Source organism: Massilia sp. CFBP 13721, assembly GCF_014842025.1.
Lineage (GTDB): Bacteria > Pseudomonadota > Gammaproteobacteria > Burkholderiales > Burkholderiaceae_D > Telluria.
Genome location: NZ_JACYUY010000023.1, coordinates 1 through 13,684 on the forward strand (window position 1 = coordinate 1; position 13,684 = coordinate 13,684).

The 13,684-nt window shown below is 65.4% G+C and carries 16 protein-coding genes; 7 read left to right on the forward strand and 9 right to left on the reverse strand.

The annotated features are described in order from the left end of the window. Positions 1–117: 117 nt before the first annotated feature. The 5 genes from IFT60_RS19530 to IFT60_RS19550 all read right to left on the reverse strand — a co-directional run bounded on the left by IFT60_RS19530 (position 118) and on the right by IFT60_RS19550 (position 3,636). A complete protein-coding gene (locus IFT60_RS19530; protein WP_192054687.1) occupies positions 118–636 on the reverse strand; it encodes a YgjP-like metallopeptidase domain-containing protein in 519 nt (172 codons plus the stop codon). 195 nt (positions 637–831) lie between these two features. After that, positions 832–1,188 carry a KGG domain-containing protein gene (locus tag IFT60_RS19535; protein ID WP_192054689.1) on the reverse strand — a complete coding sequence of 119 codons (357 nt, stop codon included), beginning with the start codon at positions 1,186–1,188 and terminating at the stop codon, positions 832–834. Between the two features lie 140 nt (positions 1,189–1,328). After that, positions 1,329–1,880: a hemerythrin domain-containing protein gene (locus IFT60_RS19540; protein WP_192054691.1), complete on the reverse strand. Its 552-nt coding sequence runs from the start codon at positions 1,878–1,880 to the stop codon at positions 1,329–1,331. A 198-nt stretch (positions 1,881–2,078) separates the two neighbouring features. Further along, a complete protein-coding gene (locus tag IFT60_RS19545; RefSeq protein WP_192054693.1) occupies positions 2,079–2,492 on the reverse strand; it encodes a phasin family protein in 414 nt (137 codons plus the stop codon). 118 nt (positions 2,493–2,610) lie between these two features. Next, on the reverse strand, positions 2,611–3,636 hold the full coding sequence (locus tag IFT60_RS19550) for an NADP-dependent oxidoreductase (protein WP_192054695.1): 1,026 nt from the start codon (positions 3,634–3,636) through the stop codon (positions 2,611–2,613). A 150-nt stretch (positions 3,637–3,786) separates the two neighbouring features. Between IFT60_RS19550 and purU the strand changes: the two genes are divergently transcribed. From purU to IFT60_RS19565, 3 genes are read left to right on the forward strand one after another with little or no spacing between them, the layout of a single operon-like run. Further along, on the forward strand, positions 3,787–4,656 hold the full coding sequence (gene purU / locus IFT60_RS19555; protein ID WP_192054697.1) for a formyltetrahydrofolate deformylase: 870 nt from the start codon (positions 3,787–3,789) through the stop codon (positions 4,654–4,656). 21 nt (positions 4,657–4,677) lie between these two features. Next, positions 4,678–5,223, forward strand: a complete 546-nt coding sequence (locus IFT60_RS19560; protein WP_192054700.1) for a YaeQ family protein — start codon at positions 4,678–4,680, stop codon at positions 5,221–5,223. A 24-nt stretch (positions 5,224–5,247) separates the two neighbouring features. Then, positions 5,248–5,706: a copper chaperone PCu(A)C gene (locus tag IFT60_RS19565; protein WP_192054702.1), complete on the forward strand. Its 459-nt coding sequence runs from the start codon at positions 5,248–5,250 to the stop codon at positions 5,704–5,706. A gap of 171 nt (positions 5,707–5,877) precedes the next feature. Here IFT60_RS19565 and IFT60_RS19570 read toward each other — a convergent pair whose 3' ends face one another. Further along, the gene (locus IFT60_RS19570; protein ID WP_192054704.1) at positions 5,878–6,651 is read right to left on the reverse strand and encodes a head GIN domain-containing protein; all 774 of its coding nucleotides are present in this window, start codon (positions 6,649–6,651) and stop codon (positions 5,878–5,880) included. 178 nt (positions 6,652–6,829) lie between these two features. Then, complete coding sequence (locus tag IFT60_RS19575; protein WP_192054706.1) at positions 6,830–7,372, reverse strand: RNA 2'-phosphotransferase; 543 nt, start codon at positions 7,370–7,372, stop codon at positions 6,830–6,832. Positions 7,373–7,522: 150 nt separating this feature from the next. On the opposite strand from IFT60_RS19575, the gene IFT60_RS19580 reads away from it, so the two are divergent. From IFT60_RS19580 to IFT60_RS19595, 4 genes are all read left to right on the forward strand, one after another. Next, positions 7,523–7,996, forward strand: coding sequence for a DMT family transporter (locus tag IFT60_RS19580; RefSeq protein WP_192054708.1), 474 nt, complete (start codon positions 7,523–7,525; stop codon positions 7,994–7,996). A 257-nt stretch (positions 7,997–8,253) separates the two neighbouring features. Next, positions 8,254–9,375: a type IV pilus twitching motility protein PilT gene (locus IFT60_RS19585; protein ID WP_192054710.1), complete on the forward strand. Its 1,122-nt coding sequence runs from the start codon at positions 8,254–8,256 to the stop codon at positions 9,373–9,375. A 439-nt stretch (positions 9,376–9,814) separates the two neighbouring features. Continuing rightward, positions 9,815–10,768: a fasciclin domain-containing protein gene (locus tag IFT60_RS19590; RefSeq protein WP_192054713.1), complete on the forward strand. Its 954-nt coding sequence runs from the start codon at positions 9,815–9,817 to the stop codon at positions 10,766–10,768. Between the two features lie 312 nt (positions 10,769–11,080). Further along, complete coding sequence (locus IFT60_RS19595; RefSeq protein WP_192054715.1) at positions 11,081–11,620, forward strand: hypothetical protein; 540 nt, start codon at positions 11,081–11,083, stop codon at positions 11,618–11,620. A 21-nt stretch (positions 11,621–11,641) separates the two neighbouring features. Here the strand turns inward: IFT60_RS19595 and IFT60_RS19600 are convergent, their stop codons facing one another. Together IFT60_RS19600 and IFT60_RS19605 are read right to left on the reverse strand one after the other, a co-directional pair. Then, positions 11,642–12,910 (reverse strand): c-type cytochrome, encoded by a 1,269-nt coding sequence (locus tag IFT60_RS19600; RefSeq protein WP_192054717.1) that lies wholly within the window; start codon positions 12,908–12,910, stop codon positions 11,642–11,644. Continuing rightward, entirely contained in the window at positions 12,907–13,632 is a 726-nt protein-coding gene (locus IFT60_RS19605; protein WP_192054719.1) for a c-type cytochrome, read from the reverse strand. Before IFT60_RS19605 ends, IFT60_RS19600 begins: the two co-directional genes overlap by 4 nt. Between the last annotated feature and the right edge of the window lie 52 nt (positions 13,633–13,684).

The window sequence follows — 13,684 nt, forward strand, 5'->3', positions numbered from 1 at the left end:
CAAAATCAGACATTTCTACTTTGCTCAAACCGGACATTACTACTTTGCTCTTACACACCCTACGTTACGCAGCAGTCAACACGGCATCGGAGGTCAGTGGTGTCACGCGTCCGCCGCTCAGGCCGCTTCGCTCCACAGCCGTTCGCCGGTCGTCTCCATATGCGTGAGATACAGCCGCAAGTCGAGCTCGAACTGGTGATACTGCGGCTCCATCCAGCAGCAGAGTTTGTAGAAAGCCTTGTCGTGCTGCTTTTCCTTCAGGTGCGCCAGTTCGTGGACGGCGATCATGCGCAGGAATTCGAGTGGGGCGTCGCGGAAGACGCTGGCGATGCGGATTTCGTGCTTGGCCTTGAGCTTGCTGCCCTGGACGCGCGAGATGGCGGTGTGCAGGCCGAGGGCGTGCTGCACCACGTGGATCTTGCTGTCGTAGGCGACTTTCGCGACCGGTTCGGCGTTGCGCAGGTAATCGTCCTTCAAGTCCTGCACGTAGCCGTACAGGGCGCGGTCGGTGCGCAGGCCGTGCGCGGCGGGGTAGCGCGAACGTAGCAGGGCGCCCAGGCGGCCCTCCTTGACGAGGGTGGCGGCTTGCTGGCGCAGCTGGTCGGGGTAGGCGGTGAGGTAGCGGAGTTCGGACATGGGACGGGAATGTACCACGGCTGTGGTGCGTCTGCAGCCGCCCGCGGCGCCGACACCGGCGTTGGTCAACCGGCGCGGCGAATCCGCGCCGCACGACCAACGCGGCGAATACGCCGCAACCCCGACGCGGCGAATACGCCGCAACCCCGACGCGGCGAATACGCCGCGCCACCGTGATGGCGGCGCGGCGCTACCTCAGCTTTCCTTGCCTCCCTGGCGATTGCCGCCGGCCTTGCTGGCGGCTGCTGCTGCACGGCTGGCCGATTGCCGGCTCTCGCCCCCCTTGCGGCCAATGTCGGCCATGTGCGCACGGTTGCGGCTGACTGCCTCCCCGCCTTTTTGCCCGGCGCGGCGCGCTTCCTCGGAATCGAATTCGTGCGCCGTGCCTTTCTGGTGGGCGGCCTGGCCGCCCTTGCTGGCGATTTCGCGCTGCTGGTTCTGGTCCATCGCCGCGAAACCGCGCTTGGCTGGAGCGCCGTTGCCACCACCGCTCTTTTGCGCGCTGCCGCCGGAGCTGCCCGCGCTCTTGCCGCTCTCCTTGCTTGTCGCCATGTCGTTCTCCTGGTTGCCCTGCATTCAAGTGGAAGTGAACGCACATTGCCGCGCTCGTCCGGTTAGAGACACCACTCCTGTGTTAGTTCCTCTATCCGTGCGCGGATTATTTTTCGGCGCGCGTTCGACCCCGGTTTCAGTCAGTCCGGCGCACGCGGCGGCGTGCGCCGGCCTTCGTGCGGCGCGGCCGCCGCGTCGAACGACGGCGGCGCGCTCAAGTCTTCGTCGAGCTGGGCGCGCCGCAGCGCCAGCCGCTCGCCCAGCGCCACCAGGTCGATGCCGGCCGCGCGCGCGGCCTCGAACATCTCGCCTTCTTCCTGGGCGATGTGGTGCGCCACTTCCTCGAACAGCACCGCGAGCGTGGCGTCGAAATGCTCGTCGCCGGGGTACATCACTTCGAGCTGGCTGATCAGCTCGCGTGCGCCCGCATGTTCGAGCTCGGCGTCGTCGAGCAGTTCGTCGTCGCCGAGCGCCGCGCGCAAGGCCGGATAGAACAGTTCTTCCTCGATCATCGTGTGGATGACGAGCGCATCGCAGAGGTCGTCGACCAGTTCGGCCATCGTCTCTTCCGCGTCGTCCAGTCCGCGCAGGCTCTCGTAGCGCGCGAACAGCCGGCGCACCTGTTCGTGTTCGCCCTGCAGCAGCGCGAGCGCGTCTGCCGGCCCATCCTGGTGATTGCCAGTCGATGCCATGACTTCTCCTCGGTGTGTGTATAAGAAACTACCCCAGCAGGAATGAGTCGTTGCTGACGCGCCTGACAAGCGGGGCTGCGTTGCTCGTCGTTGCGTGGCGCCGCCACGCGGCCTCCTCACGCCTTGCCCGCGCTTGCCATGCATCGCCTACGCGCATGTCGTCATCAACTTCCTCCTTCCTACTGGGATAGGTTCAAGTCAGGTGGGATTGTGGGCGGCGCCCATGTCTTCGACACCGGCGCGTGCGCTGCGCAGGTCGGCGGCAGTGTTGCGAACGACGCGGGCGGCTTGCCAGCCACCGTCGTTGGCGTCGCGCGCGAGGGTGGCGCCGCTGTTGGTGAGCACATTGACCAGCGCGCCCTGCCAGTTGCGCCAGCCCTCTGCCGCGGGCGGGATGGCGCGCATGGCCAGCGCACCCATCTGCATCGGGTCGTTGCAGCTTGCCAGCGCGCGTCCGAGGCGGATGCCCTCGTCGAACATCCGGCGCGCCGTGTGCATGTTCAGGTCGCTGAGCTGCTGCAGGGCATCGATGGTGTGGCGCGACACCTGGCTCAGGAAGTCGACCTGCATGTCAAACTGGGCGCGCAGGTCGGGTAGGGTAATGGCGGGCATGGGATCCTCGGCGAAAGAGTAAGTCTCAATAGACGCCGCAGAATCGATGGAGTTCCAACACAGGTAAAGCGAAAGCGCCTGCGCCAGCGAATGGCGCAAGCGTGCTTCAAAAAGAAGCTCAGGCGTCGGCCACCTTCAGCACCAGCTTGCCCAGGTTTTCGCCCTTGAACAGCATCAGCAGCGTCGACGGGAAGGTGTCGAAGCCGTCGACGACGTGTTCGCGACTCTTGAAACTGCCTTCCTTCATCCAGCGCGCCAGCGCCGCCACGCCTTCCGGATAGCGGGCGGCGTAGTCGGTGACCAGCATGCCTTCCATGCGCGCGCGGTTGACCAGCAGCGCTAGGTAGTTGGCCGGACCCTTGACCGCCTCGGTGGCGTTGTACTGCGAGATCGCGCCACAGACGACGATGCGCGCCTTCATGTTGATGCGGGTAAGCACGGCGTCGAGGATGTCACCGCCGACGTTATCGAAATACACGTCCACGCCCTGCGGGCAATGCTGTTTCAGGCCGGCATGCACGGGGCCGGCCTTGTAGTCGATGCATGCATCGAAGCCCAGTTCCTCGACGACGAAGCGGCATTTGTCGGCGCCGCCGGCGATGCCGACCACGCGGCAACCCAGGTGTTTTGCCACCTGGCCGACCGTCATCCCGACCGCGCCGGCCGCGCCCGACACCACGATCGTCTCGCCCGCCTTCGGCTGGCCGACCTCGAGCAGGCCGAAGTAGGCCGTCATGCCGGGCATGCCGAGGGCGTTCAGCCAGGTCGGCAGCGGCGCCAGGTTTGGATCGACCTTGGCCAGCATCGCGCCCTTGTCGTCGGCGGGGCCGGTCCAGTAGCGTTGCACGCCGGTCACACCCATCACATGGTCGCCCACGGCAAAGCGCGGCGACTTTGATTCGACCACCACGCCGACGCCGCCGGCGCGCATCACCTCGCCGATCGCCACCGGCCGCACATAGGAGCGGGCGTCGTTCATCCAGCCGCGCATGGCCGGGTCGAGCGAGATGTAGAGGATCTTGACGCGCACCTCGCCGTCGCCAAGCGCCGCCAGCGGCGGGGCGGCGCGTTGCCAGTCGCTGTCCTTGGGCATGCCGACGGGGCGTGCGGCCAGCAGGAATTGATCGTTGGTGGCTTGCGTCATGGTGTCTCCCTCGTGTTGGTTGAACTGTCAACTATACCTAAAAACAAACGGTCGTGCGATTTTCCGTCGATGCTTTTTGCATGGCTGTTTTTGCAAGCCGTGCGACAATGCAGAGTACTCATCCGACAACTCCACGCTACCGCCCCCACCATGACGCATCCGGAATACATCCTGACCCTGTCCTGCCTCGACCAGCGCGGCATCGTGCTGCGCGTTGCCGGTTTCCTGGCCGAACACGGCTGCAACATCATCGATTCGGCCCAGTTCGGCGATCCGGAATCGCGCCTGTTCTTCATGCGCGTGCACTTCGCGCTCGAAGACGAGGCCGTGCTCGACGCCGACCTGCGCGGCGCCTTTGCCGCGCTGTGCGAGGCGAATAACATGCGCGGCCAGCTGCACGATGCCCACGCCAAGCCGCGCGTGCTGATCATGGTCTCGAAGATCGGCCACTGCCTGAACGACCTGCTGTTCCGCTACAAGAGCGGCTTGCTGCCGGTGGAGATTTCGGCGATCGTCTCGAACCACATGGACTTCTACCAGCTCGCGGCAAGTTACAATATCCCGTTCCACCACTTGCCGCTGGCAACGGGGGCGAGCGAGGAGGCCAAGCTGGCGCAGGAAGCGCGCATCGTCGAGCTGCTCGACACGCACAAGGTCGAGCTGGTGGTGCTGGCGCGCTACATGCAGATTCTGTCGCCGGGCCTGTGCAAGGCGCTGGAGGGCAGGGCGATCAACATCCACCACTCCTTCCTGCCGAGCTTCAAGGGCGCGCGGCCGTATGCGCAGGCCCACACCCGCGGCGTCAAGCTGATCGGCGCCACGGCGCACTTCGTCACGGGCGAACTCGACGAAGGCCCGATCATCGAGCAGGACGTCGAACGGGTCGACCACGCGATGACGACCGACGAGCTGACCGCGATCGGGCGCGACGTCGAATGCGTGGTGCTGGCGCGCGCGGTCAAGTGGTTCGTGGAACACCGCATTTTGCAAAACGGCCATCGAACGGTGGTCTTCAAATAATCATCGATAAGTAAAGCACCAATGGCACTCAAAGCGACCATCTACAAGGCCGATATCCAGATTGCGGACATGGACCGCAACTATTACGCGGAGCACGGGCTGACCATCGCCCGCCATCCGTCCGAAACCGACGAGCGCGTGATGATCCGCGTGCTCGCTTTTGCCCTGCACGCCAACGAAGCGCTGGCCTTTACCAAGGGCCTGTTCGACACCGACGAGCCGGACCTGTGGCAAAAGGATTTGACGGGTGCGATCCAGACCTGGATCGAAGTCGGCCAGCCCGACGAGAAGCGCCTGCTGAAGGCCTGCGGCCGCGCCGAGCATGTCTACGTGTACTGCTACAGCGCGACCAGCCACATCTGGTGGAAGGGCATCGCCAATAAGCTCGAACGTGCGCGCAACCTCACCGTCATCAACATCCCTGCCGAGACCAGTGCCGCGCTGGAAAAGCTGGCCAAGCGTTCGATGCAGCTGCAGTGCACGATCCAGGACGGCCAGCTGTGGCTGACCGACAGCGTCGACACGGTATTGGTCGAGCGCGAGAGCTTCAAGGCCGCCGCGGCCTGACAACATTCATTTTCTGAGTCCACCATGACCCGTATTCTGTCGACCCTGCTGGCCGCCGGCCTGTTCTCCACCAGCGCGCTGGCGCAAGTGACCGTCACCGACCCCTGGGTGCGCGCCACCGTGCCCAACCAGAAGGCCTCGGGCGCCTTCATGCGCGTGCAATCGGCCCAGGCCGCGCGCCTGGTCGGCGTCAGCACGCCGGTCGCCGGCCGCGCCGAGCTGCATGAAATGGCGATGGAAAACAACACCATGCGCATGCGCCAGGTCGACGCCATCGACCTGCCGGCCGGCAAAGCCGTGAACCTGGCATCGGGCGGTTACCACGTGATGTTCTTCGACCTGAAGCGCCAGCTGAAGGAAGGCGAGACGGTGCCGGTGACGCTGCTGGTGCAGGATGGCGCGAAGAAGAACAGCAGCGTGACGGTGGAGGCGCGGGTGAAGCCGTTGACCTTCGTGGCGCCAAAGACGGGACACGGGCATTAAATTGTGACGACGTAGCCGCAAGGGATCGTAAGGTGGGCGGGTCCCCCGCCCACGCGTTCAGATCACGTCTGAGATGCCTGTACGATTGTTCGTCTGCTTGTTGAACGCGTGGGCGGACAAGCCGCCCACCTTACGTCCCTCTGGTTTGCTGTACGAACCATCCACACGTCCTTACTTCGGCGACGCCCCCATCCTGCGCACGCCACCCGATCCGATCGTGGTCTTGCTCACCTGCGGATCGCCGTAATAATTCACGTCGCCCGACCCGGCAATCGTCGCGCTCAATTCGTTGCGCGGCCAGACCGTCGCTTCGCCCGAGCCGGCGATCGACACGCTGGCGCTGTTCGCCTGCACCCTTCCCAGATCGACGTCGCCCGAGCCTCCGATCGACACCGTCAGTTTGCCGATCGTGCCGCGCGCCGCCTGCAGGTCGCCGCTGCCGCCGAGCGCGACCGCCATGGTGTCGCTCTCGACACCCTTCAGGTTAATCGTGCCCGAGCCGCCCAGGTCGACGTCGAGCCGGCGTCCGCGCAGCGGGTCGGCGTCGATGGTGCCCGATCCGCCCAGCGCCAGGCGCTCGATCGAACGCGCCTGCACCACCACGCGGATCGACTTCGATTGCAGGTTCAGGTTGCGCTTGCTGGGACGGATCTTCAGCGTGCCGCCCTCGACCACGGTCTCGACCAGCGGCAGCAGGTTGTCGTCGGCCTCGACGGTGACGCTCTCGCTGTTGCCGATGCGTAGTTCGACATGCCCCGGCAGCCCCAGCGACAGGCCGGTGAAATTGCCGACCTGGCGCGCCTGCTTGACGATGCGTCCGTTGCCTTCGACCCGCTCGCCGCCCCAGTCCCAGGGCGCGGCGCCCACGTGGCCGGCGGCCGCCAGGCTGGCGGCGATGCAGGTGGCGAGCAGGGCACGGCGGGCAATGGAGAAATTCTTTTTCATGATCTTGTCCTCACGGTTGTCGATGATGACAGGCTAAGCGCGCGCGGCGGCGTGCGCACCGGGAATGCGACAGACTGCGCAGGAACGCGACCAGGCTGCAGGTTCGCCGGATAATCCTACCTGATCATCAAGAGCGTCCAAGGCGTTGCAACGCAGCCATGGCGGCTCTGTCGGGCGCTCAGCGGCCGAGGTAGCGCGGCGGGACGGTATCGGTCAGCCAGACGCCGTTATCGGCCAGGTAAAAGACGAAGCCGTCCGCCGCCATGGCGGCCGCATTGACCTGCAGCACGACCGGCACGCCATAACGCGCCCCGACGCTGGCCGCCGTGGCCTGCTCCTGCGACAGGTGCACATGGTGGCGCGATCCGGCGCGCAAGCCTTCGCGCATGATGGCGGCGACGAAGCGGCTTGCGGTGCCGTGGTAGAGCAGCGGCGGCGGCGCCAGCGCGCGGTGCGAGAGCGCGACCGCCGCGCTCGAGTGGCCCTGCACGGCGCGGATGCGCAAGCCGTCGTTTGACATGGCGAAGCGGCCCTTGTCGTTGGTGCGTACGACCTCGTCGACCAGGGCGCGGTCGAGGCGGCGGCCATCCCGCGCCGCCGCGGCGATCAGGGCGTCGATGTCGGTCCAGCCTTCGCGGTCGAGCTCGATGCCGATGGCTTGCGGCTGGTGCCGCAGCACGAAACTGAGGAACTTGCTTGTCTCGACGATGCGCTTGCCCATCCGCTGCTCCTGTTGTTGAGTGGTTGGCCGCATGATAGACGCAAAGGAGGCGTCGCCGTCGCGTACGCTTCCTGTCATCCCCCGGACGCGCCCCACATCCACTACAATCTTGCCCTTTTTGTTTCCGGCTTTACCGGTAGGGAAGTAATCATGAACGCGGTGTTATTCGCGCTGGCCTTTTGTGTCGGCATCTTCATTTCGGTGCAGGCGGCCGTCAACAGCCAGCTGGCCGGCGCGCTGCATGCCAACTCGGTGGTGGCGGCCTTTATTTCGTTCTCGGTCGGCACGCTGGTGCTCGGCATCGCCGCCTTTACCAGGGGCGGCGTCGGCGAATCGCTGGCGCTGCTGGCGCAGCAGCCCTTGTGGAAGCTGAGCGGCGGCATGCTGGGCGCAGCCTTCGTCTTCGGCACCGTATTTTTGGCGCCGCGCATCGGCCTCTTGAACATGGTGGTGCTGGTGATTGCCGGCCAGCTGATGATGTCGATGGCGATCGACAACTTCGGCCTGGTGCAGATGGCCGTGCGCAAGGTTTCAAACATCCGCATGGCCGGCGCCCTGGTGGTCGTGGCCGGCGTGTCGCTGACCCTGTTCGGCGACCGCATTGTTGCGGTGTGGGGACGCTAGGAGCCTGTCCCGGCAGCCCGGAGTCGCTGCTGGCGCGCCTGACAAGCGGGAACTGCGTTGCTCGTCGTTGCATGGCGCAGCCATGCGGCCTCCTCGCGCCTTGCTCGCGCTTGCCATGCATCGCCATCAGCTTCCCCCGATCCACCGGGACAGACTCCGGAAATTTCTCGTCAGCAGCTGCATTTTCTGACAGGCATGGTTCTATAATGGTCGGTATTGTCTGAACGACACCTTCATTAGCCAGAGAACCACGCCCGATGGAATTCCACCAGTCCTCGCAAATCCCCACGCTGTCGTATGTCGAAAACGAAGACCACCCGGTCTTCGGCACCCTGGTCGAGCAGATCCTGCACCTGCTGAATTCGCGCCTGGTGTTTTCCGACATCATCATCCACCAGAACAGCCCGCTGATGCTGCGCCAGCCGAAGGGGCTGGTGGCGGTGACGGATTCGCCGATCACGCGCGAGGAACTGGAAGAATTCTTCGAAGTCATCGAGCCGAACTGGGCCGAGCGCATCGCCGACCGCGCCTTCGACCGCTCGATCGACCTGCACACGGCGCGCATCCGCGCCAACTGCTTTACCTTCCAGGGCAAGAAACGCCTCGGCTGCGTGATCCGCCGCTTCCCCAAGGAGCCGCTGCCGCTCGCCGAACTCGGCCTCGACCGCGATGCCCAGGAATTCGCGCGCCTCACCAGCGGCCTGGTGCTGATCATCGGCGACACCTGCCAGGGCAAGTCGACCACGATCGCGTCGATGTTGGATGAGATCAACAAGCGCCGCTCGGGCCACATCATCACCATCGAAGACCCGGTCGAGACCCTGATCCCGCAGCGCAAATGCATCATCACCCAGCGCGAAGTCGGCATCGACGGCGACGTCGAAAGCTATTACCTCGGCGCGCTCGACGCCTTGCGCGAGCGCCCGGACGTGATCGTCATCGGCGAAATCCGCGACGCCCAGACGGCCCAGGAAGCGCTGGCCCTGGCCGAATCCGGCCCGCTGGTGCTGGCGACCCTGCATGCGCGCTCGACCGAGATGGGCCTGCAAAAGATGCTGCGCCTGCTCGGCAATTCCGACGCCCAGGCGCAAGCGCTGGCGCACGCCCTGCGCGGCGTGCTGTGCCAGGCGCTGCTGCCTTCGATCGAGGGCAACCGCTACCACCTGGCCACCGAATGCCTGACACCCGGCCCGACGGTGGTGCGCCTGATCGAGGAGGGCGAACTGGGCGCCCTGCGCGAACACATGAACAGCGGGCGCGATCCGGGCTGCCATACGATGAACGCCTCGCTGGAGCGGCTGCTCTCAAACCACAAGATCGGGATCGACGATGCGCGCGCGGCGACGACGGACCGGGTTGGATTTGCAGACCTGGTCTGAACGCCTGGGGTCCGACATGTGGACTTGCACCTTCGCGCAGTCTCTGCCCCAGTGCGCCGGCTTCGACCTATGGCCACGCTTGAACTTCCAGTTGAGCTCGAGTCCGATTGTCGATCTGATTGAAGCCGCCTGACCCCAGCTCGCCTTAAGGCTGGGATGGAAGGCATCAACCTGTCCTCGATTGCCCATAAATGTCTAGACATTCAGGCGCTTAATTTAGAAATTGTCCATTGCCTGACGTGGAATTGACCCACAATCCAATCGTGCGTGCTTTTGTGTAGCAACACTGTCCCGTTATATTTACTTCTGAAGTGAATAGCTGGTGCCGGATGTCCCACCTCCGGTACGACATCCATCGAGGCTTTGCTTCAGCGCTCGGTCACTGGCGACTGATCCGTGCGGCAGGGCCTCGCCAGTTCGATAACCGATTGGAGACTTCATGAACGTACGACATTTTCTGAAATCAGGATTCGCAGTCCTGGCACTGGCCACCGTACTTGGTGGCTGCGGCAGCAGCGATGACGATGATGCGCCGGCTGCCCCGAATATTGCCGAGGTCGCGAAGCAGCAGGGCTTCAATGCCCTGCTGGCAGCATCGACCAAGGCCGGCATCACGGGAACGCTCACGGATGCAAATGCTCAATTGACCGTGTTTGCGCCGACCGACCAGGCTTTCACCGACCTGGCCGTCAGACTCGGGTTTGCAAATGCGACAGCCATGGTCGATGCACTGCCGGCTCCGGCCCTGCAGAGCATCCTGACCTACCACGTGTTGGGAAGCAAGAAGCTCGCCGCCGACCTGGCAGCCGGCGGGCCAGTCCAGACGACCGCCTACAGCTACGCCAACTCGCCTACCCGACTGACATTCGATTTCAGCAATGGGGTGAAAATCACCGACGCGGCGTTGACGGTCGCAACCGTGACGACCCCGAATGTTGTTGCCAGCAATGGCGTCATTCACGCGGTGGACAAGGTATTGGTGCCGCCAGGGGTGCTCAACATCGTGCAGATGGCACAAGCCAACCCGCAGTTCAGTTCGCTCGTCACGGCCGTCGTCGCCGCCGACCTGCGCGGCACCCTGAGCGGCGCAGGCCCCTTCACGGTATTTGCCCCGACAAATGCCGCCTTTGCCGCCGCGCCGCAAAACCTGAGCGTGACGCAGCTGCGTACCGTCCTCACCTACCACGTGCTGGGCAGCCAGGTGCTGTCGACGCAGATTCCATTTGGAACGCCCGTGCCGACGGTGGCCGGTCAGTCCATCACGATCACCGCCGGTACGCCGCCGACGATCAGGGACACCACGGCGCTGCAGGCAAAGATCGTTGCTGTCGATGTAAGGGCCAGCAACGGGGTCATCCACGTGATCGATAAAGTGCTGATTCCGACCCTGTAAGCGTGCAGGCGGGCATCCTATAAGGCCGGTGGCGTGCGCGTCACCGGTTTTTTCTGCCTGATCCAGCGGCACGCTGCGGTATGTCAGGCTTCATTCACATCTTGCAATACGGTAAAACCTGCCCAATGGCATTTATTTTATCGATGTGACATTTGGCGCATTTTCCCATCAATTTATTTGGCATCATGCAAATTTTGTTCATGCCAGTAGATCGGCAATGCCCAGCCCCTGAGCGGGCGTGAGAAAACGCATCACCTGCGTGCTGCTTCCCGCCAGGCGACGTCCCACTAGATCCCGTTTGAAAGGAAACGCATGAAATTCGCTGTTCACGCCGCGCTCGGTTTATCGCTGGCCGTGGCGGCCCCGGCATTCACCGCTACCGCCGCGCCCGCGCCGCACGCCGGCGCATCCAGCGCCGCGCACGTCAAAGCCGTACAGGATCTGCTGGGCGCGATGCAGGTCGAGAACGTCCTGCGCGGCGTCGCCGCCCGCAGCCGCTTTCCAAGCGAGGCGCAGCGCAAGGCCGTGTTCGCCAAGCTCGAGAAGACTTCGCCCGCGGAAGTGTACCGGCGCCTGGCGCCGCCGCTGGCAAGCGTCGTGTCGCTCGACACCGCAACCGAGATGACGCGCTTCTACACCACGCCTTACGGCAAGAAGCTCATCCACAGGAAGTACAACAGCGGTGCGCAGGTCATGCTGCCGGGCGCGCGGCCGTTCGTCGCGCCGGAAGAGGCGACGGAGCGCAAGCGCGCCGCCTATGTCCTGGCGAGCAAGGAACTCGCCGCCGCGGAACCGGCGATCGAGCGCGAAGCATTCAAGCTGCTCCAGCAGATGAGCAAGGAACAGCGCTGAGGACTGCCCGGCAGGGCGTTTTCAGTCCAGCGGCACGCTGCGGTAGCGATTCACCTCGGCCGGCGAAACCGGCGCGGCCGCATTGCCCCAACTGGCGCGCAGGTAACTCACCAGCGTCGCCACCTCGGTGTCGCCCAGCGCGTACCCGAACGGCGGCATGCCGTAGGGGCGCGGATTGCCCTGCGTGCCGGGCGCGAAGCCGCCGTTGAGCACGACGCGGATTGCGTTGACCGGCTCGGCCATGCTCAGGGCGCGGTTGCCCGCCAGCGCCGGATACGGACCTTTCCCTTCGCCACGCTCGCCGTGGCAGGCGGCGCAGTGCTGGCCATACAGTTTTTCGCCGGCCAGCATGGTCTGTTCAGGCGGCCTGGGCGCGGCCGTGCGGTCGTCGGCAGCGGCGGCCGGCAGCGATTTCAGGTAGACCGCCATGGCGCCGAGGTCGTCCGGCGTCAGGTATTGCAGGCTTTGCGCCACGACTTCCGCCATCGGCCCGGTGACGCTGGCGCCGGGGGCGACGCCGGTGCCGAGCAGTTGCACGATATGCGCCTCGCTCCATGTTCCCAGGCCCGCTTCACCGTCGGACGTCAGCGACGGCGCGTACCAGCCGATGGTCGGGATCAGGCCGCCGCCGAGGGTGCTGTCGGTCGCGCCGAAGCGATTCCGGGTGCTGTGGCAGGCGGCGCAGTGGCCGAGACCTTCGACCAGGTAGGCGCCACGGTTCCAGCGCGCGTCCTTGGTCGCATCCGGCTGCTGCACGCCCGGCTTGAAGTAGAGCAGGCGCCAGCCGGCCAGCGTGAGCTGCTGGTTGTAGGGGAAGCGCAGCTCGTGCGGCGCGTTTTGCTGGCGCACCGGCGGCAGGCTGCGCAGGTAGGCAAACAGCGCGTCGGCGTCCGGCCGCGTCACCTTCGTGTAATTCGTGTAGGGGAAAGCCGGATACAGCAGGCGGCCATTCTGCGATTTGCCGTTGTGCAGGGCGCGCCAGAAATCGTCGGGCGTCCAGTTGCCGATGCCGGTGCCGGGTTCCGGCGTGATGTTCGGCGCCACCAGGCGGCCGAAGGGCGTATCGAGGGCGCGTCCACCGGCATAGGGCACGCCGCCGCGCGCCGTGTGGCAGGCCATGCAGTCGCCGGCGCGCGCCAGGTAGGCGCCGCGCGCGAGGTTGGCCTCGGTGGCGGCGTGGTCGGCGGGCGAATGCGCGGCGATGAATTCCTCGCGCGGCCAGGCCAGGGCAACAGCCGCTGCCGCCACGGCCAGCAGCGCAAGCAAGCCGATGCGGATGCGCCGCTTCATGGCGCGCTCCCGCATGCCATCGGCAAGGGGCTGGTGAGACGTTCGGCCGGCCGCGCGCCGGGGGGCGTCGGCTGGGCCGCCAGCCAGGCCGAGATGGCGGCGACGTCGCCCGGCCCCAGGCGCTCGGCGATCGTCGCCATGCAGTCGGGCACATGGGCGCGGCGCACCTTGTTGCGCCAGGCGCCGAACTGGGCATTCACATAATCGCGCGGCAGGTTCAGCAAGCCGGGAATCGCGGGCGCCACGCCGGCCAGCTGCTGGCCGTGGCAGGCAATGCAGGCCGGCACTCTCAAGCTTGTGTCGCCGCGCCGTACCAGCTGCTCGCCGCGCGCAAGGATGGCTCGAGCGGCGGCAGGGGCAACCGTGGGCGCGGCGGGCGCCGGGACCGGCGGATGCTGGTTCGAAAAGTAGTCGGCGATCTCGTGCAGGTAGGGATCGGGCAGGTGGGTGACCATCCAGGTCATGAGCGGATACTGGCGCCGCCCGTCGCGGAAGTTCACCAGCTGGTTGTACAGGTAGCCGCCCGGTTTGCCGGCGATGCGCGGGAAGTAGACGCCGCCGACGTTCGTCCCTGCGCCATCTTTTGGCGCATGGCAGGCGATGCAGGCGGCGACGCGCTGTTCAAGGGTGTCGGGGACGGTGGCGCTCTTCTGCGCCGCGGCCACGAAGGGCAGGGCGCAGAAGAGTAGAGCTGAAAAACGTAGCGGGGCAGAGAGCGGCATACGGCATCCAGGTTATCGATAGCATCATGATAACCCATCGGCCAGGTGCTCA

Bases quoted from the DNA above. Each gene is read 5' to 3' on its own strand.
- IFT60_RS19530 (WP_192054687.1), bottom strand. From the start codon at position 636: ATGTCCGAACTCCGCTACCTCACCGCCTACCCCGACCAGCTGCGCCAG.
- IFT60_RS19535 (WP_192054689.1), bottom strand. From the start codon at position 1,188: ATGGCGACAAGCAAGGAGAGCGGCAAGAGCGCGGGCAGCTCCGGCGGC.
- IFT60_RS19540 (WP_192054691.1), bottom strand. From the start codon at position 1,880: ATGGCATCGACTGGCAATCACCAGGATGGGCCGGCAGACGCGCTCGCG.
- IFT60_RS19545 (WP_192054693.1), bottom strand. From the start codon at position 2,492: ATGCCCGCCATTACCCTACCCGACCTGCGCGCCCAGTTTGACATGCAG.
- IFT60_RS19550 (WP_192054695.1), bottom strand. From the start codon at position 3,636: ATGACGCAAGCCACCAACGATCAATTCCTGCTGGCCGCACGCCCCGTC.
- purU (WP_192054697.1), top strand. From the start codon at position 3,787: ATGACGCATCCGGAATACATCCTGACCCTGTCCTGCCTCGACCAGCGC.
- IFT60_RS19560 (WP_192054700.1), top strand. From the start codon at position 4,678: ATGGCACTCAAAGCGACCATCTACAAGGCCGATATCCAGATTGCGGAC.
- IFT60_RS19565 (WP_192054702.1), top strand. From the start codon at position 5,248: ATGACCCGTATTCTGTCGACCCTGCTGGCCGCCGGCCTGTTCTCCACC.
- IFT60_RS19570 (WP_192054704.1), bottom strand. From the start codon at position 6,651: ATGAAAAAGAATTTCTCCATTGCCCGCCGTGCCCTGCTCGCCACCTGC.
- IFT60_RS19575 (WP_192054706.1), bottom strand. From the start codon at position 7,372: ATGGGCAAGCGCATCGTCGAGACAAGCAAGTTCCTCAGTTTCGTGCTG.
- IFT60_RS19580 (WP_192054708.1), top strand. From the start codon at position 7,523: ATGAACGCGGTGTTATTCGCGCTGGCCTTTTGTGTCGGCATCTTCATT.
- IFT60_RS19585 (WP_192054710.1), top strand. From the start codon at position 8,254: ATGGAATTCCACCAGTCCTCGCAAATCCCCACGCTGTCGTATGTCGAA.
- IFT60_RS19590 (WP_192054713.1), top strand. From the start codon at position 9,815: ATGAACGTACGACATTTTCTGAAATCAGGATTCGCAGTCCTGGCACTG.
- IFT60_RS19595 (WP_192054715.1), top strand. From the start codon at position 11,081: ATGAAATTCGCTGTTCACGCCGCGCTCGGTTTATCGCTGGCCGTGGCG.
- IFT60_RS19600 (WP_192054717.1), bottom strand. From the start codon at position 12,910: ATGAAGCGGCGCATCCGCATCGGCTTGCTTGCGCTGCTGGCCGTGGCG.
- IFT60_RS19605 (WP_192054719.1), bottom strand. From the start codon at position 13,632: ATGCCGCTCTCTGCCCCGCTACGTTTTTCAGCTCTACTCTTCTGCGCC.